Origin of the sequence: Sorangium sp. So ce185 (assembly GCF_051526825.1) — a bacterium.
GTDB classification, from domain to species: domain Bacteria; phylum Myxococcota_A; class Polyangia; order Polyangiales; family Polyangiaceae; genus Sorangium; species Sorangium cellulosum_D.
On sequence record NZ_CP150316.1, the window covers coordinates 5,048,632 to 5,070,026 of the forward strand.

16 protein-coding genes and 4 pseudogenes are annotated in these 21,395 nt (G+C 73.7%); 10 read left to right on the forward strand and 10 right to left on the reverse strand.

Going from position 1 to position 21,395, the window contains the following annotated elements; translation table 11 throughout:
• Positions 1 to 54 precede the first annotated feature (54 nt).
• Positions 55 to 1,569: a PLP-dependent aminotransferase family protein gene (locus WMF26_RS18555; RefSeq protein ID WP_438001395.1), complete on the reverse strand. Its 1,515-nt coding sequence runs from the start codon at positions 1,567 to 1,569 to the stop codon at positions 55 to 57.
• A 113-nt stretch (positions 1,570 to 1,682) separates the two neighbouring features.
• A complete protein-coding gene (locus WMF26_RS18560; protein WP_061629619.1) occupies positions 1,683 to 2,723 on the reverse strand; it encodes an MBL fold metallo-hydrolase in 1,041 nt (346 codons plus the stop codon).
• A 218-nt stretch (positions 2,724 to 2,941) separates the two neighbouring features.
• On the opposite strand from WMF26_RS18560, the gene WMF26_RS18565 reads away from it, so the two are divergent.
• Complete coding sequence (locus WMF26_RS18565) at positions 2,942 to 3,643, forward strand: TetR/AcrR family transcriptional regulator (RefSeq protein ID WP_438001396.1); 702 nt, start codon at positions 2,942 to 2,944, stop codon at positions 3,641 to 3,643.
• Positions 3,644 to 3,661: 18 nt separating this feature from the next.
• On the opposite strand, the gene WMF26_RS18570 is transcribed toward WMF26_RS18565, so the two are convergent.
• Together WMF26_RS18570 and WMF26_RS18575 are read right to left on the reverse strand one after the other, a co-directional pair.
• Entirely contained in the window at positions 3,662 to 4,948 is a 1,287-nt protein-coding gene (locus tag WMF26_RS18570; RefSeq protein WP_438001397.1) for a hypothetical protein, read from the reverse strand.
• 364 nt (positions 4,949 to 5,312) lie between these two features.
• Positions 5,313 to 5,501 carry a hypothetical protein gene (locus WMF26_RS18575; RefSeq protein WP_438001398.1) on the reverse strand — a complete coding sequence of 63 codons (189 nt, stop codon included), beginning with the start codon at positions 5,499 to 5,501 and terminating at the stop codon, positions 5,313 to 5,315.
• A gap of 1,018 nt (positions 5,502 to 6,519) precedes the next feature.
• Here WMF26_RS18575 and WMF26_RS18580 point away from each other — a divergent pair.
• Positions 6,520 to 6,871, forward strand: a pseudogene (locus tag WMF26_RS18580) (IS1 family transposase); the annotation flags it as partial.
• 153 nt (positions 6,872 to 7,024) lie between these two features.
• Here WMF26_RS18580 and WMF26_RS18585 read toward each other — a convergent pair.
• Entirely contained in the window at positions 7,025 to 7,846 is an 822-nt protein-coding gene (locus WMF26_RS18585) for a metallophosphoesterase (RefSeq protein WP_438001399.1), read from the reverse strand.
• A 158-nt stretch (positions 7,847 to 8,004) separates the two neighbouring features.
• On the opposite strand from WMF26_RS18585, the gene WMF26_RS18590 reads away from it, so the two are divergent.
• The 4 genes from WMF26_RS18590 to WMF26_RS18605 all read left to right on the forward strand — a co-directional run bounded on the left by WMF26_RS18590 (position 8,005) and on the right by WMF26_RS18605 (position 14,709).
• Complete coding sequence (locus WMF26_RS18590; protein WP_438001400.1) at positions 8,005 to 12,804, forward strand: alpha-2-macroglobulin family protein; 4,800 nt, start codon at positions 8,005 to 8,007, stop codon at positions 12,802 to 12,804.
• A 50-nt stretch (positions 12,805 to 12,854) separates the two neighbouring features.
• Positions 12,855 to 13,406: a hypothetical protein gene (locus tag WMF26_RS18595; RefSeq protein WP_438001401.1), complete on the forward strand. Its 552-nt coding sequence runs from the start codon at positions 12,855 to 12,857 to the stop codon at positions 13,404 to 13,406.
• 84 nt (positions 13,407 to 13,490) lie between these two features.
• Positions 13,491 to 13,772: a hypothetical protein gene (locus tag WMF26_RS18600; protein ID WP_438001402.1), complete on the forward strand. Its 282-nt coding sequence runs from the start codon at positions 13,491 to 13,493 to the stop codon at positions 13,770 to 13,772.
• A 70-nt stretch (positions 13,773 to 13,842) separates the two neighbouring features.
• Positions 13,843 to 14,709 carry a GNAT family N-acetyltransferase gene (locus WMF26_RS18605; RefSeq protein WP_438001403.1) on the forward strand — a complete coding sequence of 289 codons (867 nt, stop codon included), beginning with the start codon at positions 13,843 to 13,845 and terminating at the stop codon, positions 14,707 to 14,709.
• A gap of 57 nt (positions 14,710 to 14,766) precedes the next feature.
• Here the strand turns inward: WMF26_RS18605 and WMF26_RS18610 are convergent, their stop codons facing one another.
• Complete coding sequence (locus WMF26_RS18610) at positions 14,767 to 15,612, reverse strand: helix-turn-helix domain-containing protein (protein ID WP_438001404.1); 846 nt, start codon at positions 15,610 to 15,612, stop codon at positions 14,767 to 14,769.
• A 308-nt stretch (positions 15,613 to 15,920) separates the two neighbouring features.
• Here WMF26_RS18610 and WMF26_RS18615 point away from each other — a divergent pair, with 308 nt between their 5' ends.
• Both WMF26_RS18615 and WMF26_RS18620 read left to right on the forward strand, forming a co-directional pair.
• Positions 15,921 to 16,676: an SDR family oxidoreductase gene (locus WMF26_RS18615; protein ID WP_438001405.1), complete on the forward strand. Its 756-nt coding sequence runs from the start codon at positions 15,921 to 15,923 to the stop codon at positions 16,674 to 16,676.
• Positions 16,677 to 16,757: 81 nt separating this feature from the next.
• Positions 16,758 to 17,504: a cytochrome P450 gene (locus WMF26_RS18620; protein ID WP_438001406.1), complete on the forward strand. Its 747-nt coding sequence runs from the start codon at positions 16,758 to 16,760 to the stop codon at positions 17,502 to 17,504.
• Between the two features lie 44 nt (positions 17,505 to 17,548).
• Here WMF26_RS18620 and WMF26_RS18625 read toward each other — a convergent pair.
• From WMF26_RS18625 to WMF26_RS18640, 4 genes and pseudogenes are all read right to left on the reverse strand, one after another.
• Positions 17,549 to 18,132, reverse strand: a pseudogene (locus WMF26_RS18625) (FAD-dependent monooxygenase); the annotation flags it as partial.
• A 58-nt stretch (positions 18,133 to 18,190) separates the two neighbouring features.
• Positions 18,191 to 18,361 (reverse strand): annotated as a pseudogene (locus tag WMF26_RS18630) (FAD-dependent monooxygenase); the annotation flags it as partial.
• 8 nt (positions 18,362 to 18,369) lie between these two features.
• Positions 18,370 to 18,513, reverse strand: a pseudogene (locus WMF26_RS18635) (glycosyltransferase); the annotation flags it as partial.
• A gap of 142 nt (positions 18,514 to 18,655) precedes the next feature.
• The gene (locus tag WMF26_RS18640; protein ID WP_438001407.1) at positions 18,656 to 19,570 is read right to left on the reverse strand and encodes a LysR substrate-binding domain-containing protein; all 915 of its coding nucleotides are present in this window, start codon (positions 19,568 to 19,570) and stop codon (positions 18,656 to 18,658) included.
• Positions 19,571 to 19,694: 124 nt separating this feature from the next.
• On the opposite strand from WMF26_RS18640, the gene WMF26_RS18645 reads away from it, so the two are divergent.
• Both WMF26_RS18645 and WMF26_RS18650 read left to right on the forward strand, forming a co-directional pair.
• Positions 19,695 to 20,447 carry a glucose 1-dehydrogenase gene (locus tag WMF26_RS18645; protein WP_438001408.1) on the forward strand — a complete coding sequence of 251 codons (753 nt, stop codon included), beginning with the start codon at positions 19,695 to 19,697 and terminating at the stop codon, positions 20,445 to 20,447.
• Between the two features lie 245 nt (positions 20,448 to 20,692).
• On the forward strand, positions 20,693 to 21,364 hold the full coding sequence (locus WMF26_RS18650; RefSeq protein WP_438001409.1) for a siderophore-interacting protein: 672 nt from the start codon (positions 20,693 to 20,695) through the stop codon (positions 21,362 to 21,364).
• Positions 21,365 to 21,395 lie beyond the last annotated feature (31 nt).

Below are 21,395 nucleotides of genomic sequence, written 5' to 3' on the forward strand. Positions count from 1 at the left end.
TCGTCGATGTCGCGTAGTCCAGTCGCCCGCGCGCCGCGGGGAGCGAGGCGCGCGTCAGGGGCGATCGCCCGCGGGCCTCGACCGCGCCTTCGGCAACGTCTGCGCGAGCCGCCGCGCCGCGTCCGCGAGCTGGGCCTCGTCGCACGCGGCGAAGCCGAAGCGGGCGAAGTCGAGCGGCCATCGACCGAGCGCGAAATGGCTCGCGGGCTGGAAGGAGACGCCCGCCGCGTGCGCGCGCCGGGCCCACGCGTCGACGTCGACGCCAGGGGCCCGCGCCCAGAGGGCCATGCCCCCGCAGGGAGGGGCGAACTCGAGCCCGGGCAGGTGGCGCGCGAGCGCCTCGCAGAGCGCGTCGCGGCGGGCGCGGTAGGCGCGCCGGACCCGCTGCGTGTGCCGATCGATCTCGCCGTCCTCGAGCAGCTCGGCGACGGCGCGCTCGATCGCGTGGTCGCCCTGGTGGTCGACGAAGGCCCGGTAGGCCGCGATCCGCTCGGCGACGTCGGGGGTGGATACGACGAAGCCGAGCCGCAGCCCCGGGGCCAGGATCTTCGACAGGGTGCCCAGGTAGACGACCACCCCGTGGCGGTCGGCGGACGCGAGGGGCAGCACCGGCCGCCCCTCGTAGCGGAACTCGTGGTCGTAATCGTCTTCGAGCACGAGCAGGCGCCGGCGCCGCGCCAGCTCGAGCAGGCGCACGCGCCGCGCCGCGGTCAAGGTGACGGTCGTGGGGAGCTGGTGGTGGGGCGTCGTGTAGACCGCCTTGACCCGCCTGGCCGCGCAGAGCGCCTCGAGCGCGGCGACGTCGAGCCCCTCGCCGTCGAGCGGCACGGGCGCGAGCTCCACGCCCGCGAGCTCGAGCGCGCCGCGGGCGGCAGGGTGGCTGTACGCCTCGATCGCCACGCAGTCGCCCGGCTCGAGCAGCGCGCGCGCCGCGAGGTAGAGGCCTTGCTGGCTGCCGCGCACGATGTTGACCGACGCGACGCTCGCCCGCACGCCCCTCGCCCGGGTCAGCAGCTCGACGACCGCGCGGCGCAGGCGCGGCTCGCCCCGGGGATCGCCGTAGTCCATCAGCGCGCGCGCCCCGGCGCCGAGCAGCGCGCGGCGGTAGGCGCGGCACAGCTCCAGCCTCGGCACGAAGCCGAGCTCGGGCACCCCGCCGAGCAGGAGCAGGCCGGCGCGCGGGGTCGAGGACGGGGCCGGCAAGGGGCGTCGGGGCAGGTCGAACCCGGCCCGGTCGGCGAGGGCCCGTCGGCGAAAGGGGGGCAGCTTGGCGGGCAGATCGCTCGAGACGTAGGTCCCGGTGGCGGGCGCGCTCGTGATCCACCCCTGGCGCGCGAGCTCGAGGAACGCGGCGACCACGGTCTTGCGGTGCACGCCGAGCTGGGTGGCGAGCTTGCGGCTGGAGGGCAGCCGCTCGCCGGGGCGCAGGCGGCCCCGTTCGATGTCCTCGACGACGGCCCGCGCGATCTGCAGAAAGAGCGGCCCCTGACCCGCCGCGCCGAGCTGAAGAACGAGTTCTCGGGTCACCGCCACGCCGCCCGTGCCTGCGCCGGAGGGGCGCGGCGCCATGGCGCCCGCCCCCGAGCTCTCGATGCCCCGCCGCCCGGGATCTGTCAACCGAGGCGCGGTTCGCCGCCGACAGCGCTCGCGCGAAGGGGAGCCGCCTGGGACCGCCTCGTTCGTCAGCGCGCGCCGGCGACGGCGCGCCACCACGGGGTCGGCGCGTCGACGTGATCGGGCTCGAAGGCCGCGCCGATCTGCGGCGTCACGACGCGCGCGCCGCGCTCGGCCGCCAGGGAGAGCAACGTCTCGGCCGGCTCGTTCCAGTCGTGGAGGGCGAGGTTGAAGGTGCCCCAGTGGACCGGAAGGAGCGTGCCGCCGCCGAGCATCTGGAACGCGATCAGCGCGTTCTCGGGGCCGAGGTGGATTGCCCCCCACGCGGGGTGGTACGCGCCGACCTCGAGCATCACCAGGTCGAAGGGGCCGTGCGTACGGCCGATGTCCGCGAATTCGGGGAACAGCCCGGTGTCGCCGGAGAAGAATACCTTGCGCCGCTCTGCCTCGATGACCCAGGAGGCCCAGAGCGTCTTGTTGCCGCTCGTCGGCCCGCGCCCCGAGAAGTGCTGCGACGGCGTGGCGGTGAAGCGAACGCCGCCCACCTCCGCGCCCTCGTGCCAGTCGAGCTCGGTGATCCGCGCGGGGTCGACGCCGAGCGCCTCGAGGTGCGCGCCCACGCCGAGCGCCGTGACGATGGGCACGCGCGTGCGGGCCAGCGCCTCGATGGTGGGGGCGCAGAGGTGATCGAAGTGGTCGTGCGACAGGAGGACGGCGTCGAGCGGCGGCAGCTCGTCGAGCGCCGCCGGCACGGGGTGGAAGCGCATCGGGCCCGCGAACGCGACGGGGGAGGCGCGCTCGGCGAACACCGGATCGGTGAGGACACGGCGGCCGTCGATCTCGAGCAGCACGGTGCTGTGGCCGAGCCACGTGACCCGCAGGCCGGTCGCGCTCCGCCGCGCCCAGGTCTCGTGAGGCCGCGCGAGGGGCAGGGGCCCGGGCGGCGTCCGCTGGCCGCGACCGAAGAAGTACTCGCCGATCACGGGCAACGCAGAGCCGTTCATGCCGGGGCCGGCGCCCGACGGGTTCTGGAACCGGCCGCCCTTGAACTGCGCGGAGGCGCGCGCTCTCTCGAGCCGGAGCCCCTTGCGACGCTGGGAATCATTCATGAAGGGAGGACCTCCTGCCGGGCGTGGCGCCTGGTGAGCCAGAGTCCGACGGCGATGGTGACCAGCGCGGCGCCCACGCCGAGCCACGCAGAAGGAGGGCGTCGCGCAGGGCGCCGAAGACCCGTTGACCGCACGAGGCGGACGGCCGAACGGGCGCACAGGACGATGTTTACAACTGGAGCTCAGTTTGTCAAGTTTGACATTGACGATTGAAGCGTTTGCTGGCAACTTCGATCCTCGTGAGCGAAGCGAGCTCCACCGACAGGCCCGCCGACGACGTGCGCCGCCGCAAGCTGATGGACGCGGCGCTGACGGTGTTCCTGCGCTTCGGCTTCCGGAAGACGTCGATGGACGAGGTGGCGCGGGCCGCGAACGTCTCGCGACAGGGCCTCTATCTCCACTTCGCCACGAAGGAGGAGCTCTTTCGCGCGTCGGTGGCGTACTTCCTCGACACCGCGCTCGCCGCCGCCGCGGCCGCCCTCGCCGACGCGGAGCGCCCGCTGGAGGAGCGGCTCGTGGCCGCGTTCGACACGTGGGTGGGCCAGTTCGTGGGCGCGCTCGGGTCCGACGCGGCGGATCTCCACGCCGCCACGAAGGAGCTCGTCGGCCCCACGGTCGACGAGCGTGAGGGGCAGTTCGTCGAGGCCGTGGAGGAGGCCCTGCGCGCCTCCGGGCTGGTGGCCGCCTACGCGCCCGCGGGCGTCACCGCGCGGCAGCTCGCGGAGACGTTGTACGCAGCCGCGCGCGGCCTGAAGTACGGCGCCGCGACGCGCGAGACCTTCGTGGAGGGCATGTCCGTCGCCGCGCGGGTGATGTGCCTGCCGCAGCGGGATGACCGAGAGAAGGGGGCGAGGAAAAGACCGCCGGGCGTTCGCGCCGAGGGCGGCCGGCCGCGCAAGGCGCGCGGTACGACACGATAGATTGCCCGTGAGGGGCGTTCACCCATGCACCCTCGTGCGGCGCGGGGCTCCGCGCACGGTCCGTGCGGGTGATGCCTCGTCGAGCTCGTCCTCGGCGGCGCGCTCGAGCGCCGCGCGGAGCTCGGCGTCGGCCGTGGCCTCGGCGGCGACGCGGATGAGGTCCTGCGCCTCGGGAACTCCGGCGATCCGCAGGAGGAGGGCAGCGCCGATGCGGCGATCCGGCGGGGCGCTGGTGTCGTCGAGGGCGTGGCGCACGTCCTCCAGGGTCAGGCCGGCCGCGCGGTAGTCGCTGGCGGTGACCATCCTGCGGAGATCCTCGCGCCAGGCCGCGGGGTCGCGGCCGCGCCGCTCCAGCGCGTCGGCGCCGCGCGGGGCGGCGCCCCCCGCGACGCGCTTGCGCGCCTCGCGGACGCGCAGCGCGAGCGCCCTGACCAGCCCGCGCTCCGCCCGGAGCTCGACGGGGCGATCGTCCCCCTGGCGGACCAGGAGGAGGCGATCGCCGCGCGTCCGGACCGCGGTGAGCACGGCGTAGGGGAGCCAGGTGCGCGAGAAGGGGCGCTCGACGAGCACGCCGTCGCTGCCCACCACGAGCCGCGCGGGACGAGCGGTGGCGCGGATGAGCCAGTTGAAGAGCACGAAGAACGCCAGCGACTTTGCGTTTCCCAAGGCGGAGCGATCGACGAATACGCTGAGGTCGTCGAACCAGGCGCTCGCGAAATCCAGGACGAGCGCGGAGACCACGTAGCGGGCCCAGACGGCCGCGCGGTCGCCTTTGACGCTGCCGAGCGAGACCGCGACGCGTCGCGCTTCGGGTCCGAGCCCGAGGGCCGCGAGCAGCCGCGCGCCTTCCTCCTCGCTCTCGACCTGCACCTCGAGCTGCCGTCCGCCGCGGAGCTCCAGCGCGACGCAGGGGCGCGGCTCGGGCACGACCAGGCCGGAGCGGATCGCGGCGCGCGGGATCCAGCGAGCCGCGGCGCCACGGGTGAGGCGCAAGCCGGTCGCGCCGGCGGCCACGCGCACCGTTCCGCGCCGGATGCGCGGAGCGAAGGTGACGAGGGCGCTCACCAGCACGAAGAAGAGGCCGGCGAAGAAGCCGGATCTGCTCCAGGCCAGGATGTCGCGGGCCACCTGACCGAAGAGCGGGGAGGCGAGCTTCTGCCCGAGGACGTCGGCGAGCGCGCCGGCGAGCACGGGGCCCACGCTCGCGAGCAACGCGAGGCACTCGAGCACACGCCCGAGACTCGGGTGACGCTGCGCAACGCTGGAGCTCGTGAGCTCGAAGGAGGGGCTGGTGGTGGCCGGCATGCGGCGGAATCGTCCCTGCGGGAGACGCGGATCCGAGCATAAACCGCGTCATCCGGCCGTGGCACGCTCGCCGGTCGTCGTGAATGTGCCGGATCTTCGACCCGAAGACGGCCAGCGCCCGCTACCAGACCGGCCGCGACCGCTGCCGCTGCCAGGCGGCGCCGCCGCGATGCCGTCGAGCCGGTTGAACCACAACGACCTGTCGACACCCTCCCCGGAGAATTGAAATTCAACCCCGAGGTTGCCGACAGGTAATGGTCAAAATTGACCAACCGGCCCGCAACCGCCTTGGCGGCCGAGCTGCCTCAAGTGTTGAGGGGAAACGCCAGACTGACGCGCCTGGCGTGTCGCCAACGAAGATGTCTCAGGGCTCGTGGATCTCGCCGCAGGCCCCGACGATGTCGATGCAGTTGCCGCTCGCGCACTGCTCGTGCGTGGTGCACCTCTGGCCTTCCGCCAGCTTGCAAGCGCCCTCGCCGTCGCATACGTTCCTGTCGCTGCAGTCCATCCCGTCCTCGGCGCCGAGCGGGACGTTCGAGCACGTGCCCGCCAACCCCTGGATGTTGCACGCCTGGCAGGCAGCGTCACAGGCGGCGTTACAACATACGCCGTCGATGCACGTCCCACTGCTGCACTCGTCCGCATTCGTACATGCATGACCGTTGACGAGTTTGCATGTTCCAGCTGAATCGCACACTTCGTCTGTCGCGCAGCCCAGGCCAGTGGTGCCCGGTGCGACCGGCTCGCAGATGCCCGTGTCCTCGCCGCAGAAGTGGCACGGCTGGCAGTCCATGTCTCCGGCGCAGCAGGTCGCGCCCGTGGGCACGGTGTGCATCGGAATGCCACCTTGACACACGTCCTTAGAGCACAACATGCCATCGTCTGGAACGTCGTCATCGTCAGCCGCCACCTCCGGGCGACCCGCAACGCAAGTAACAAGCTGACAGTCACCTGCAACCTGCCCGGACGGCGGAGCCGGCACGCCGTCGAGCGGAACGTGGACGCATGACTTTGTTGCGCACGCGTCCGCGGTGCATGGATTGCGGTCGTCGCAGTCCGTCGCCTGGGTCTCGGAGGTGCATTCGGCCGCCTCGTCGACCCCGCCTCCCGCGCCACTCGCACTGGTTACCGATGCGGCTTCAAGTCCAGCACCTCCACCCGAAACGTCGCGCTCCACGTCACGGATGCCGAGAACTGCCTCGCAGCCAAGCGCCAGGAAGGCGGCGAACGCGAGGCCAAAGGGGGTGGACGACAAGAAAATTGGTCTGTTGGGCGCTCTCATGTGTGCCGGTATACCACATTGTGCTCGCCATTACACATTCGGCGAAACCGCCTGCTCTTCGTCCTGTAACAGGCCGGAATCGCGTGCACCGGCTATGACAGCGTGTGTCCTAGTCACACCGAAACGCCGAAAACACAGGCGTCTCGTGCTATCTTTCAGGCTACTTAGCAAAGCGCCCTCTCCCCGGCTGGACCCCGGAGACAGGGCTGCGAAACATCCGGCGGTGGCCCGCCGAACGCGCATCGCACCGCGAGCATGGGCCGCCGACCGGGGAAAGGCAAGGCCCTGCATGGCGCACGTGCTGCCCATGGCGAAGCGCGTCGAGGTCGTGTCGCATCTTGTCGAGGGAGCCGGCATCCGGCCAACGATGCGGCTCACGGAGGTGAGCAAGCCGGCGATCCTTGTCGCTCCTGCTCCGCGTCGGCGAGGGCTGCGAGGGGCTCCACAACCGGCTCGTGCGCGACGTCGACTGCCGCACGGTCCAGGTCGACGAGATCTGGTCGTACGTCCAGAAGAAGCAGGCGCGCGTGCAGCCTGGCGACTCGGCGGAGGTCGGTGAGGCGTGCGTGTTCGTCGGCATGGCGAGCACGTCAAAGCTGGTCATCAGCTACCGCGTGGGGAAGCGCGACGACATACACACGGTGGTTGCCGACACCCTCCTCTCGACGTCGTCGATCCTGCCGGCGGCGTGGTCAGAGCGGCACGTCGCTCCAGCGCTCCACGGCCATCGCGTCGCCCCCGGAAAATGGCCGCGCGCGTAACATCGCCGCGCGCCGGCGCGCCGAGGCGGCCGGTCATCCGGCGATCAACCGGAAGAGGGCGAGCTCCGGCCGGCAGGTGAGCCGCGCGGGCAGGACGCTCGTGCCGACACCGCGGCTCACGTAGACCGGGCCGCGCTCCGTGGCGTACATCCCCGAGCGAAACCGGCCCGAGCCGGGCGGCACCCACACCGGCACGCCGAGCGCCCGGATCTGCCCGCCGTGGGTGTGCCCCGCGAGGCCGAGGTCGAAGCGCGGCGCTCCGGCAGGCAGCCTGTCGAACAGGCCCGGCGCATGCGTGAGGAACAGCCGCACGGGCGAGGCCGGCGCGCGCGAGAGGGCCGATTCCACATCGTCATGACCGCTGCAAAAGTCGTCCGTCGCGACGACGGCGATCCCGCTCCGGAGCAGCGTCGACTCGTTTCCGAGCAGCCGCGCGCCGGCGCGCGCATAGGCCTCGCCGAGGCGCCGCAGGGGCACGTGCCCCCAGTGCTCCCAGTTGCCCAGGGTGGCGAGCACCTCGCGCCCCGGCGCGGCGAGCCTGCGGCAGAGCTCCTCCAGCGCGCCGAGCGCGCCCTCGTCCTCGATGGAGTCGCCGGTCATCACGACGAGGTCCGCGCCGAGCGAGCGCACGGCGGACGCGGCCTTGTCGTGCACGCCGCCGAGCGCGCGCAGGTGCAGGTCGGAGAGGTGCGCGATCCGGAAGCCGTCGAGCGCGCGCGGGAGCCCGGCGACGGGGACGTCGTGCTCGGTGACCTCGAGCCACGACGGCTCGACGGCGAGCCCGTCCACCGCGCACGCGGCCGCAGCACAGCAGCCGGCGCCGAAGAAGGCACGGCGCGTGATCTTCAGGGACATGCCGCGGAGGGTACCATCGCGCCGGAGCCCATCGCCGGACGGAGCGCCGGCCCCATCGCGCGCCGCGCCGGCCATCCCGATCCGCCGTGCAGCGCAGGAACCTGCTCCCCTCGGCCTGTGCAGGAACCTGCCCGCCTCGGCCCTGTCGAAAGCCACCGATGCCCAGGCCCCTCCTCCCGCTCGCCGGACTCCTCGTCACCGCCGCCCTCGGCGCCGCCGCGACCTCCGACGCGGCCACGGACCACCGCGACGCGGTCGCCCGCGGCCTCGACCTCTTCGTCCACGCGCCCGACCGCGGCGCCCCCGGCGCCGCCCTGCCGGTCCAGGTCCTCGCGCTCGGATTCCCCACCGCGGTCACGCTCCGGCCGCTCGAGGCGGCCACCGTGGAGGCGACCTGGGATCCCGAGCACCTCGGCAAGGTCAGCGCCGTGCCGCCGCCCGTGCGGGTCACCACCGACGCGAAGGGGCGCGCTCACCTCGACGTCCCCATCCCCGACGGGCCCGAGCGCGAGCTCCGGCTGCTGCTCGGCGTGCGCGCCGGCGATCGGCAGCGGACCCGGACCCTCACCGTGCAGCGCCAGGCGCCGCTCCTCGTCGACCTGCACGTCCCCGACGCGCGCGTGGTGCCGGGCGGCGCGACGTCGGCGTGGATCACCGTGCAGAGCCAGGCCTCGGGGCGGCCGGCCCCGCGTGTCCCCGTCGAGGTCAGCCTGCTCGAGGGCGGCGTCGTGCGGCACACCGCCGTGGTCACCACCGACGCCGCCGGCGTCGCCATGGCGCGCGTGCCCGTCCCCTGGATCGACGAGCCCGGATGGCGCTGGGTCCTCCGCGCCCGCGCGCGGGGCGCGGCAGGGGCCTCCTCGAACGCCGCGCAGATCTCCCTCTCGCCGCGCGAGGAGACGCCCGGCGCCCCGCAGATGCTGGCCGAGTGGTCCGAGCAAGACCTGCGCGCCGGCGACCGCGCCGCCTACGCGATCCGGATCCGCGACGGCGCCGGCCAGCCGGTGGTCGGGTTGCCGGTGCGCGTCTGGACCGGGCCGAAGGGCACGAGCCCGCCCGAGGACAGGGCCGCGTGGGAGAAGCTCACCACGACCGCGCGCACCGACGCGGCCGGCGAGGTCCGCGGCGCGGCCGCGGCGCCCACCACCGTGGTCCAGGGCGTCGGGACCACGCTGCGCCTCGTCGCGCGCGCCTCGCTCGAGGGGCACGAGCTCGAGCGCGAGGCCACCGTCTCCGTGGAGAGCCCCACCTCGGAGGCGGAGCTGCTCCCGGAGGCGGGCGCCATCGTCCCGGGCGCCGCGCAGCGCATGCTCCTGCGCGTCCGCGACGCGCGGCGGAAGCCGGTGCAGGGCACCTTCACCGTCGAGGGCGACCACCTCCAGGCCACCGTGACCACCGACGCGTACGGCGAGGCCGAGGTGGCCTGGGACGCGCCGGCCGACCTCGGGGCCTTCCGCAACGTCGGGCCGTGCGCCGGCGGCGTCGCGGCGGCGGTGCGCGTGCGGCCCGCGGGCGAGCTCCCGGCGCTCGCGTCGCGGCGTGAGCCGTTCGCGCTGTGCGTCTCCGTCGACCGCGAGGCCACGGCGCTGCTCCGGCCCGAGCGGCTCCTCGCCCGCGCGGGCGACGCGCTCGCGCTCCGCGTGATCGACGCCGGCGGCGCGGACGCCCGCGCCGGCCGCCGGCCGGAGGGCGGCAGGGCCGCGGACGGCGCCGGCTGGAGCGTGATCGTCCAGCCCTCCGCCAGCTTGGCGCGCGCGGCGAGCGCCTGGATCGCCGGGGGCCCGGAGGGCGGCGCGCTCGGCCTGCCGGAGGGCGCCGCCGGCGTCTGGACGCTCAGCGCTGCCGCCCCCCGGCAGGGCGCCGCCGCGCGGCAGGCCGGCGGCGCGGTGCTCGTCGCGCCGCGCGTGCTCCCGCGGCTCGAGGCCCGCATCGCAGGCGGCCGCGCGGCCCCGCGCGGCGCCGTCGACGTGGACCTCGCGCTCACCGACGGGGCCGGCCGCGGGCTGCCCGGGACCGTCGCGGCCGTCGTCGTGGACCTGCACGGCGGGGGCAGCGTCGGCGGCCTCGCGGCGCTCGACACGCGCGCGCGGCTCTGCCAGGGCATGGTCGAGCCCGAGCGCTGCGGCGCCTTCCTGGAGGGCGATCCCGCGCTCGATCCGCTCCGGCGCGCGGAGCTCGGCGCGCGGGCGCGCGCGGCGATCGCGCCGGCGATCGATCCGGCCGGCGCCGCGAAAGCGGCGCTCGACGAGGCGTTCGGGAAGGTGCTCCGCTCGCTCGAGGGGGCGGTGTTCGAGGCCACCAGCGACCCGGAGCGGCTGCGCGACGTGCGCCGCCGCGGGCCGGACGGCGCCTATGCATGGAACCCCGAGCTGATGACCCTGGTCACGGCCGCCATGGATGCGCCGCCCGAGACGCCCGGCGGCGAGCCGCTCTCTCTCGCGGACCTCCTGGCGGTGGACCCGCAGGTCACGTTCGATCACGTCGCTCGCCGCGTCACCCGCCTCAAGCTCTTCCGCATCCTCGCCGCGGCGCGCGCGTTCCGGCGCGAGCGGCTGCTCGACGCCGACGAGCCGGCGCTCCGCGATCCGAACGCGCTGCTGCGCCGCCTGGTGCGCGACGAGCAGCTCGAGGAGTCGCTCCTGCGCGATCCCTGGGGCGGCACCATCCAGTTCACCCCGACGACCGCGCCGCCCGCGCCGTTCCTCACGGTGCGGCGCGGCTTCGCCCTGCACGCGCCCGGGCCCGACGGCCGGATCGGCACGGGCGACGACGTGCGCGATCCGTTCGAGCGCGTGCTCCGCTCGGGCACGCCGTACGCCAGGGCGGTCGGCGAGGATCGCCTCGTCGACGCGAGGTTCGACATGGAGGTCGGCGACGCCACCGTGTCGGCGTGGGAGAGCCTCCTGGAGGAGCTCACGGGCACGTCGCTGGGCGAGGGGAGCGGCCTGGGCGGCCTGGGCCTGTCCGGCGTGGGTTCGGGCTCCGGCGCGGGGTTCGGTCAAGGCCGCGGCAGGGCGGGCGCCGCCGCCCGGACCTCGTACGGCGCGGCGCGGGGCGTGTTCTTCTGGTCGCCGCCCCAGCGCACGGACAGGGATGGTCGGCTGCGGATGCGCGTTCCGCTCGGCGACGTCGAGACGACCTACCGGATCGCCTTCGTGGGCGTGCCGGACGGCGCCACGCCGGCCACGGCCACGCTCGACGTGCCCACCGCGCAGCCGCTCTCGGCGCGCGTGGAGGCGGGCGCCGCGTGGGTCGAGGGCGACGAGGTCGACGTGGAGATCTCGGTCCGGAACCGCTCGCCGAGGCCGCTCCGCGCGACCGTGGAGCTCACGGCGCGCGGGGCGGCCGCCCTCGCGGACGCGCGGGGCCGGGCGGCGGCGGTCGACGTGCCCGCGGGGGGCGCGGCGCCGGTGCGCGCGCGGGTGCGGGCGCTGCGCGCGGGGCGGGCGGAGCTCGCGGTCGCCGTGAAGGCGCAGGGGACGCCGGGCGACGCGCTCGTGCACGCGTGGGACGTGGGCCCGGCGGGCGAGCCCACCGATCTGACCCACGCCCAGGGCGTCGAGGGCGGCGCGACGGCCACGCTGCGCGTGTCGGCGGACGCGCAGCGCTACCGCCTCACCGGCCGCCCCCGGCTCGTCGTCGAGCGCGGCCTCGCGAGCGCGCTCGCCGCGGCGCTCGAGGCCATGGATCCCGATCGGCTCACGTCCGCCGGGGCGATGGCGGACGCGGTGGAGGTCGCGGCGCTCGTGGGCCGCTGGGCCGCGGCGCGCGGGGGCGAGGGCGCGCCGCTCGTCGCGCGCGCGGAGGACATCGGCCGCCGCGCCGTGGGCCGGCTGCTCGCGTACAGGGCCAGCAAGAAGGACGTGGGCTTCTGGCCCCCGGCGCTCCGGGCGCGCACCTTCGCCCCGGCGGCCGTGGTGGAGGAGCTGCCGGAGCTCGACGCGCGCTGCCCGCCCGAGCCGCTCCAGCCCACGGCGGCGCTCGCCGCGCTCGAGGTGGAGCCCTCGCCGGCCGGGGGCGCGGTGAACGCGTGCTGGGACGCGCTCGTCACGAGCACGCTGGACGAGGTGATCCGGAGCGGCGATCGCGTGGCGCTCGCCCGCGTCCTGCTCGCGCTCGCGGAGCGGCCGCACCGGGCCGCGCTGGCCGCGAACGTGGCGGACCGGCTGCGCGCCTGGGTGGCGCTGGGCCCGACCGGCGGCATCACGCTGCCGCCGGAGCAGGCCGAGGACCGAAGCGCGCGCGCGGTCGTCTACGCGGCGCTGCTCCGCGCTGCCGGGCTCGGCCGGAGCGCGGCGCCGCCCGCGAGGCTCCTCGGCTGGGTGGGCGTGCAGCGGGACGTGCGCGGCGGCTACGGCGCGCCGGCCAGCACGCTCGCGGCGGTGCGCGCGCTCCTGGCCCATGGGGGCGAGGGGCGCGAGGTCGCGCGGGTCACGGTGACGTCGGGCGGCGCGCGGCGCGACGTCGAGGTCGGGCCGTCGGGGCGGCTCGTGGTGCCGCTCGACGCGGGAGCGACGGAGGTGGCGGTCGCGGTGGCGGGGCCGGCGGTCGTGGCGCGCCTGGAGCGCCCGGCGCTGCGGCGCTGGAGCCGACCGCCGACCGCGGCGGTGAGCCCCGTGCAGGCGGAGATCTCCTGGCCGAAGCGCCCGCGCGCGGGCGCGACGGCCAAGCTCGGGGTCTCGCTGCGCCACGCGCTGGGCCGCCCGATCGAGGTCGACGTGCGCATCCCGCTCCCCCCTGGGGTGTCGCTGGCCGCGCCGCTCGACGGCGTGCGGCAGGTGAACGGCGTGCTCGCGCTGCGGGCCTCCCTGGACGCGAGGCGGCTCTCGACGCTGGTGGAGATCCCGGTGCGCTTCGCGCTCGCCGGGAAGGTGACGGCGCCCGAGGCGCAGGCCCGGGTGGCGCACGAGGAGCTGCCGCGCGCGGTGGTCCCGGCGCGGCCGCTCGTGATCGAGTGAGCGCCGGCGAGCTTGCCGCCGTCGCCTCCGGCCATCGTATCCTGGGCGCCGTGCGGCCTCGCCCCCCCGCCTCGCCCACCCGCGCTCGCGAGCACCTCGCCATCCTCGCTGGCGCCCTGGCCGCGGGCGCCTGCGGGGCGCTCTTCGATCAGGTCACCGCCACGATCTCTCCGGAGTATTTCCTCGACGGAAAGGGCCTCGCCGCGTCGAGCTTGCCGTTCCGGCTCGCGGTCGCGTGGACGGGGTTCCGCGGAGGTCTGCCGCTCGGCGCCCTCGTCACCGGCGTGGGCCTGGTCCGGGCCGCGCGCAGCGACCGGTTCTCGTGGCGCGCCTGGCTGGCCAGGATCGTGGCGGCGCTCGCCGCGGCGCTCGCGCTCTGCCCGGCCGTCATGGCGGCGCTCGACCCGTTCGGCGTGCGCGAGGCGAGCCTCGGCGCGTGGCCCCCTGGCGCCGCAACACGGTACCTCGTCTGCTGCGGGATCCATGCGGGCGCCTACCTCGGCGTCCTCGTCGGCGTCCTCCTGGACGGCCGGCCCGCCCTCAGCCGATCGCCCCAGCCGCGAGCGGGCCGGTCCTCCGCTGACCCATCGACGGATAGCTAGGCAGACACGGCAACCCCGCAGGAGGTCCTCGCATGCCCTTCCAAATCCCACCGCCCCTGCTCGAACGCCTGCGCGCTCGACGTCATGACCTATCTGACCTCCGACGGCCGCGTCCTCGAAGACCTCCGTGGTTGGGACGGCGATGAGCTCGTCGAGGTTGGTGGTTTGAGCGCACACTCCGCGCTGATCGTCGGCGCCCGGAAGACGGGCATCGTCGAGCTTCTCGAGCTGATCCCGCAGCCTCCTCCGGGGTCGTCCGTCTGCTCGAAGTGCAACGGCAAACGCGTCGTTGAACCGGTGCCCGGACTCGGAATTGAGCTCCCCTGCAACGAGTGCGACGCGCGCGGGTGGATGGATGCCGCCTGACTCCCGACTGAACCCGACGAGCTCGAGACCGGCCCCCTCCCAGGCCGGGGCGCGCTATCCTCGCGCTGTCGTGATCGACCTCCGCACCCTCGCGCCAGGCGACGAGGCCGCCCTCGAGGCGTTCCTCGTCCAGCACGCCGACAGCTCGATGTTCCTGCGCTCCAACGTGCGCGCCGCCGGCCTCGCCGACCGCGGCAGACCTTACGAGGCCACCTACGTGGCCGCGTTCGAGCAGGACCGCATCGTCGCCGTCGCCGCGCATTGCTGGAACGGGCTCGTGCTCGTCCAGGCGCCCGTCCACGCGGAGGCCGTCGCGCGCGCCGCCGTCGAGCGCTCCGGTCGCGCCAAGCGGCTCGGCGTCTCCGGCCCGTACGGGCAGGTCGCCCGCGCCCGCGAGGCGCTCGGCCTGCCCGAGCACGGCGCGGCCCGCGACGCCCGCGAGACACTGTTCGCCCTGGATCTCTCGGCGCTCCGCGTGCCCGACTCGCTCGCTTCCGGCGGCGTGCTCTGCCGCCGCTCCGAGCCCGCCGACGTCGATCGGCTCGCCCGCTGGCGCGCCGCCTACTCCGTCGAGCTCTTCGGCTGGTCGCCCGGCCCCGCGCTCGACGCGTCGTCGCGCGAGCAGGTCGCGCGCCAGCACGAGGACGGCGACGCTTACGTGCTCGTGGCGGGCGAACGGCCGGTGTCGTGCACGTTCTTCAACGCGCGCCTGCCCGACATCGTGCAGGTCGGCGGCGTGTGGACTCCGCCCGAGCTGCGCGGGCGCGGCTACGCGCGCGCGGCCGTCGCCGGCTCGCTGCTCGCGGCGCGGGACGGCGGCGCGGCGCGCGCGATCCTCTTCACGGGCGCCGAGAACCGCGCGGCCATCGCCGCCTATGCGTCGCTCGGATTCACGCCCGTCGGCGATTACGGGCTCTTTTTGCTCGCCGGCGCCTGAGCGCGCCCATCGAGGCGCTGCCGCGATCCGGGGAGAGCCGAGCGATCCGAGGCGCGCTCACACCACGGCGCGCGCGAACTGCCCCGGCGTGATGCCGACGATGCGCTTGAAATGCCGGTTGAGCTGGCTCTGGTCGTAGAGGCCGACGCGCGCGGCGATCCCGGACGGCGGCACGCCCCGCGTGAGGAGCGCTCGGGCGCGACCGATGCGCAGCTGCGTCACATAGGCATACGGCGTCACGCCGAGCTGGTCGCGAAAGGCGCGGATGAGCTGGAACTTGTCGAGCCCCACGTGAAGAGCGATCTCGTCGAGAGAGAGCGCGCTGACGAAGCGCTCGCGGATGAGCTCGAGCGCGCGGCGCAGGGGGGCGCCCCAGGCGTACGGGCGTCCGCGCTCCGCGTGACCCGGGCTGGTGAGCGCGACGAGGGAGCGCAGCGACTCGGCGAGCGCGGTCTGGAGCGCGAGGGGCTCGGCGTCGCCCTCGTGGACGAGCGCGTGCAGGGCGCGGAGCGGCGCGCCCTCGGGCGCTCCGTGTTCGAGGAACAGGCTTGGCCGGGGCGCGAAGGGCCGGCCTCCGAGCGAGAGGCGCGCTTCGTCGACCAGCGCGTCGTCGAAGAGCACCACCTGGAAGCGCGCCGGCCCGTCGCGGCGCTCCTCGCGATGCACCTCACCCGGGAGCATGAGCGCGAGCGCGCCCGGCTTCGCCGTCCAGGTGCGCCCGCGCGCCCGCCACGCGCATTGGCCGGCCGTGAAGGAGACCGACGCGAAGCGGTCCTTCACGGAACGGTGGCGCCGGGCATCGCTGCGGCAGCGGGCCACGGTCACGCCGGAGAGCGCCTTCGGTCGTACGATCTCGATCCGCAGCGGATCGTCCGGATCGCAGGCTGGCAGAGCGCTCGGCATGCTCCGGAGCCTAGTGGGCCGACGCGCGCTGTGCCAGGCCCATTCCCGTGGATCGCGCGCGGCGCGCGTCCCGTCAATTTCGCCCAAGCCGCGCCGGCGGAGGGTGGACATCCTCCGTCCCGAGGTCGCGGCTCTCGTCATCCTCGACCCACCTGCGCGCGACGCTGACGGGCGCCGCGATCGCGGGCGATCCGCTGCGTTTCGACGCGGGCGCTGCCCTCCTCGACGCGCCGCGGAGCGCCTCGGCGCCGCGCGCTGGCATGACATGGCCTGTGGTTCATCAGGCCCACAGATCCGGAGCGAATCCTATGGGACGGTTGCAAGATAAAGTCGCGCTCATCACCGGTGGAAACATGGGAATCGGCAAGGCCGCGGCGCTGCTGTTCGCCCAGGAGGGCGCCAAGGTGGTCATCGCCGCTCGCCGGGTGGCCGAGGGCGAGAGGACGGCCGCGGAGATCGTCGCCCGAGGGGGAGAAGCCATCTTCGTCCCGACGGACGTGTCGCGCGCGGCCGACTGCGCCGCCATGGTCGCGGCCGTCGTGGAGAGGTACGGGCGGCTCGACGTCGCGTTCAACAATGCAGGCGTGGAGCAAGCCGTCAAGAGCGTGCCCGAGCTCGAGGAGGACGAGTGGGATCGCGTGATCGACATCAACCTGAAGGGCGTCTTCCTGTCGATGAAGTTCCAGATCCCGGAGATGCTCAAGGCCGGCGGGGGCGCGATCGTCAACACGTCCTCCGTCGGAGGCCTCGTTGCGACGCCCGGTCTGTCCGCGTACGTGACGTCGAAGCACGGCGTCATCGGGCTGACCAAGGCCGCGGCCGTCGATCTCGCGGCTCGCAACGTGCGGGTGAACGCGATTTGCCCCGGGGGCACGCGCACCGCGATGTTCGACAGGTGGATCGAGGACGGGGCCGTGGAGCAACGCGTCCTCGCGAGCCACCCGATCGGCCGGTTCGCGGACCCGATCGAGCCGGCTCGGGTGGCCCTCTTCCTGGCGAGCGACGAGGCGTCGTTCGTGACCGGGGTCGCCCTGCCCATCGATGGCGGGCTCGTCGCGGCCTGACACGGCCGCCGTGTGGACGGACCGTATCGTCTAGAATGGCTCCCAGGAGGGCTATTCCCATGACCCGAGAGCTGCGGAAGTTTGAATTTCAAGCGGTGGACGGACGATATCCTCAGCGTCACGCCCGTCCCGGAGAGCCCCGAGCACGCCGAGCGCGTCCGCGCGTCCGTCGCCGAGATGGAGCTCTACCTCGGCGACGTCCTCGAGGCGCGGCGGCGCGCGCCCGGCGATGATCTCGTGAGCGCGCTCCTCCAGGCCGAGATCGACGGCCATAAGCTCACCCCGGAAGAGCTCATGTCGTTCGTCTTCGTCCTGGTCCCAGCGGGGTTCGACACCACATCCACATTGATAAGCAAATCGATCATCACGCTCGCCGAGCGCCCCGCGGACGCGGAGCGGCTGCGCGAAAACCCGGCGCTCATCCCTCGCTTCATCGAAGAAATGCTCCGGTGGGACCCGCCTACCCATAACATCTTCCGCAAGGCGATGCCCGGAGCGGAGGTGGGCGGCGTCGAGGTGCCCGCCGGCGCTCCGGTGACGGTCATCCTCGCGTCCGCCAACCGCGACGAGGCCGCGTTCCCCGACCCCGACGAGTTCAAGTTGGACCGCGATGTGCCAAAGACCGGGACGGGGGCGTCGGTCGCGTTCGGGCACGGCGTCCATTTCTGCGTCGCCCACCTCCTCGCGCGCCTGGAGGCGAGGGTGGCGCTCGAGTCCTTGCTCGCTCGATTCAAGCGAATCGATCTGGTCAACCCCGCCATCGAGTGGAGCACGATGGTCTTCGTGCGAACCCCATCGCGGCTGCCGGTCCGCGGCGTCTTGCCCTGACCGCAGCGACAGCCTCGCGTCGGAGGGCTGGCAGGCGGTCCGAACTACGTGGTCAGCGCGTCTGCGAGCCCCACCCGGGTCAGGTCTCCCACCCAGGCCACGTATCCGTGGGCCGAACCAAGACGGCGGCGGGGGCCGCGACCGCCCCGATGGCCGGAAGGTCCCACGGGCCCGCGTACCTGGCGTCGATCGACTGGACGCGATCCGCCCATGAGGTGATGTCGAGGCCGCCGGGCTCACCGAGGTTGAGGAGCACCGGCCGGGCCTCGTGCAGCAGGGTGAAGACCCGCAGCGGGCCGCTTTCGGTGACCAGGTCGAGATCGGGCATGCGCCGCCCGAGCAGGGGATGCCCCTCGCCGAGATCGTAGCGAACGCCGAGACTTGACATCTCCGCGCCCAGCCGTCTGCGAGGCTCGTCCATCCCGAGGAGCTCGGCGATGTAGTCGCCCAGGACCTTCGTGCGGTCGTCCGAACGGCGAAGCGGGATCTGCGCCATCGTGCTCTGCAGCACGCGGGCGGCCACCGGGTGGCGCTCGGCGTGGTAGGTATCGAGGAGGCCCTCTGGCGAGCTCCGCTTGACCACCTGGGCCAGCTTCCATCCCAGGTTCACCGCATCCTGCACACTTGAAGCCCACGATCTGCGCGATCTGACCCTGCGAGAGGAACCGGTCGGCGATTCCGCGCTGATCCAGCGCCTCGATGGTGCGTGAGCGCAGGCCGCCCGCGCGCGAACCGGCGAGGTCCTGGCTGGCGCGCCGCTCGACGATGGCGACATCGACGCCCGCCAACGCCAGCTCGCCCGCCAGCATCAGCCCCGTCGGACCTCCGCCGGCGATCACCACGGCATGCCCGGTCATCGCAAGCCTCCGGTCGGCATCACGCTCGTCCCCGCGAAGCTCGGCGGCGCGCACACCCGCACGTCCGCGCCGCGTGCCCCCGGCCGCACCGCGAGCCCCACCATCGGTCCGACGTCCCCGCGCGACCCATACGCCGACAACAACGCTCGCATGTCGCTCCTCCCATTCCTGAAGGTTCTGACGTCGGCCAGAGGGTCCGGCCGACGCCAGCGACTCTACGGCACGACCCGGGTCTCCCCGTAAGCCCCCCGGTGTGCTATATGCTGGGAGTGACGAGGGGGGAGGGGAGCATCCTCAGTCGATACCCTCCTTCATCACGTCGTCATGGATGTGGCTCGCGAGGTGCTCGATCAGCGCCCGGACCGCGGGCGGCAAGCCGCGGCGCGAGGTGAACACGAGGTGGACGATGCCCTCGGTCACGTACCACTCGGGGAAGACGCGGACGAGCTTGCCAGCCCTCAAGTCCGCCGCGGCGATGTGATCGGGCAACAACGCCACGCCCAGCCCTGCGATGGCCGCCTCTCGCAGGGCGGCGAAGTCGCCGCACGAGAGGCGCGGCGCGTGATGCACGACGTGCGTCTGTCCGTCGGGCCCGACGAGCTCCCACGCATCTCCGCCGGCCTGCTCGCTCTGGCTGAGGGTCGGTACGGAGGCGAGCGCGGCGATGTCCGGCGCGCCGCCCAGTCGACGCGCCAGGGCGGGGCTCGCGACGAGGAGCCGGCGGCTCTTCGCGAGCGTCTTCCGGGTGAGCGTGGCGTCGGTGTCGAGCCTCGTGCGCACCCGAAGCGCGATGTCGATTCGCTCCTCGATCAAATCGACGCGCCGATTGGTGGGGATGACCTGCAGGGCGACGCGCGGGTAGCGCTCCATGAAAGAGGGCAAGGTGGGCCCGACCAGCGCCATCAAGCCCGTGGGGCAGCTCAACCGGACGAGCCCCTGCGGCTCGCCATGCGCCTCGGCGACGATGGCCTCCGCCAGCGCCACCTCGCGCATGACGGTTCGGCAGCGCTCATAGAACGCCTGCCCCACCTCGGTGACGCTGAAGCGGCGGGACGAGCGCTCGATGAGGCGAACGCCGAGCCGCGCCTCGAGCTGCGCTATCCGCCGGCTGAGCTTCGATTTCGGCTGCCGCAGCGCGCGCCCCGCCTTCGCGAACCCGCCGTTCGCCACGACCTCGGCGAAGAAGAAGAAGTCGTTCAGATCCTGCATCGATGATCTCTTCGTTCTGCTAGCGGAACGCAGCGTGCCACGATCGCCGGCTGGCCGCGCCCCGCTTCGGTTCTAACTCCAGGGGGCCGGCGACGTTGAGCGCCGCGAGCAAGGGACGGACACCATGAGCAACAAACTCCAGGGGAAGGTGGCGGTTGTCACGGGCGGCACGACGGGGATCGGCCTCGCGACGGCGAAGCGGTTCGCGGCGGAGGGCGCGCGCGTCTTCATCACCGGGCGGCGGCAGGCGGAGCTCGACGCGGCCGTGAGGGAGATCGGCGAGAGGGCCACGGGCGTCCGGAGCGACGTCTCGAGCCTCGCCGATCTCGATCGCCTCTTCGAGGTGGTGAAGCAGCGAGGCGCCCCCATCGACGTCCTGTTCGCCAACGCCGGCGGCGGCGAGCTCGCCCCGCTCGGCGCGATCACCGAGGAGCATTTCGACAAGACCTTCGCCATCAACGTGAAGGGGATACTGTTCACGGTCCAGAAGGCGCTGCCGCTGCTGCGCGACGGGGCGTCGATCATCCTCAACGGCTCGACGGCGGCCTCCACCGGAACCCCTGCGTTCAGCGTCTACAGCGCGACCAAGGCCGCGGTGCGGAGCTTCGCGCGCACCTGGGCGCTCGACCTCAAGGACCGCGGCATCCGCGTCAACGTGCTCAGCCCGGGGCCGATCGACACGCCAGGGCTGCGCGGGCTCGGCGCGACCGAGGAGCAGACGCAGCAGATCAAGGCGAGCCTCGTCGCCGGCGTCCCCCTCGGGCGGCTCGGCTCGCCGGATGAGGTGGCCAAGGCCGCCGTCTTCCTCGCCTCCGATGACAGCAGCTTCACCAACGGAGCCGAGCTCTTCGTGGACGGCGGCATGGCGCAGGTCTGAGCGCTAGGCGCCTGGTTCATGCCGGCGCGCCACGGTATCTCCTGCCGCCACGGCGCGCGCCCGCCGGCGGCGAGCACATTCGAGCCTGTTCGGCGTCGACAGGATCGGCTTTGACGGGAGAGCGCGGCGATGGTGATAATCGGGTCGTGAGGAGGAACCCGTGACGAAGGGGGAGGGAGCCGCGCTCGCGCGCTGGGTCCGTAGCTCCTTCGTGAACCACGCGACGGTGCTCGAGGAGACAAACGATGTCGTCGGTCAAAGGTAAAATCGTTCGCTTGTTCTCCGGCGTGGCGCTCAAGCGCGCCGCCGTCGTCTCCGTGCGAGCCTTCGGCGGCTTCCAGCGGCTGCGCCTGCGGAGCGACGTGCAGGGGTTCTCCGCTGGCGCAAAGGTCCAGCTGCTGCTGCCCTCCGATGACATGCGGACGTACACGCCGATCTCCTCGCCGGACGGCATGGTGCTGCTCGGATGGATGCATGCTGGCGGGCCCGGCGCGCGCTGGATGTCGAACGCCCGGCCGGGCGACGAGCTGCCGTTCGTGGGCCCTCAGCGCTCGCTTTCGCTCGACGCGGGACCGGTCGTGCTCGTCGGCGATGAGACCAGCGTCGCGGTCGCTGCGGCGTTCGCGGCGGAGAGGCCGGGGCAGGTCCACGCCGTCATCCAGTCGGAGGCCGCCTCCGACGTTCGGGCAGCCGCCGAGTCTGTCGACCTCCGCCAGGTCGACGTCGTGCCGCGCGGGGACACCGCCGCCACGGTCGACGCCGTCAGGGCCAGGCTCTCGGCCTCACCCGACGCGGTCGTCGCGCTGACGGGCGGCTCCGAGCTCGTCGTTGGCGTGCGCGATGCCCTGCGCCGCGCCGGCGTGCGGAACATCAAGACGAAGACCTACTGGACTCCCGGAAGGGCGGGATTGGACTGAGGGAACGGTCTTTGCGCGCCGTCCGGAGCGA

Bases quoted from the DNA above. Each gene is read 5' to 3' on its own strand.
- WMF26_RS18555 (WP_438001395.1), bottom strand. From the start codon at position 1,569: ATGGCGCCGCGCCCCTCCGGCGCAGGCACGGGCGGCGTGGCGGTGACC.
- WMF26_RS18560 (WP_061629619.1), bottom strand. From the start codon at position 2,723: ATGAATGATTCCCAGCGTCGCAAGGGGCTCCGGCTCGAGAGAGCGCGC.
- WMF26_RS18570 (WP_438001397.1), bottom strand. From the start codon at position 4,948: ATGCCGGCCACCACCAGCCCCTCCTTCGAGCTCACGAGCTCCAGCGTT.
- WMF26_RS18585 (WP_438001399.1), bottom strand. From the start codon at position 7,846: ATGTCCCTGAAGATCACGCGCCGTGCCTTCTTCGGCGCCGGCTGCTGT.
- WMF26_RS18590 (WP_438001400.1), top strand. From the start codon at position 8,005: ATGCCCAGGCCCCTCCTCCCGCTCGCCGGACTCCTCGTCACCGCCGCC.
- WMF26_RS18600 (WP_438001402.1), top strand. From the start codon at position 13,491: ATGACCTATCTGACCTCCGACGGCCGCGTCCTCGAAGACCTCCGTGGT.
- WMF26_RS18610 (WP_438001404.1), bottom strand. From the start codon at position 15,612: ATGCCGAGCGCTCTGCCAGCCTGCGATCCGGACGATCCGCTGCGGATC.
- WMF26_RS18615 (WP_438001405.1), top strand. From the start codon at position 15,921: ATGGGACGGTTGCAAGATAAAGTCGCGCTCATCACCGGTGGAAACATG.
- WMF26_RS18640 (WP_438001407.1), bottom strand. From the start codon at position 19,570: ATGCAGGATCTGAACGACTTCTTCTTCTTCGCCGAGGTCGTGGCGAAC.
- WMF26_RS18645 (WP_438001408.1), top strand. From the start codon at position 19,695: ATGAGCAACAAACTCCAGGGGAAGGTGGCGGTTGTCACGGGCGGCACG.
- WMF26_RS18650 (WP_438001409.1), top strand. From the start codon at position 20,693: ATGTCGTCGGTCAAAGGTAAAATCGTTCGCTTGTTCTCCGGCGTGGCG.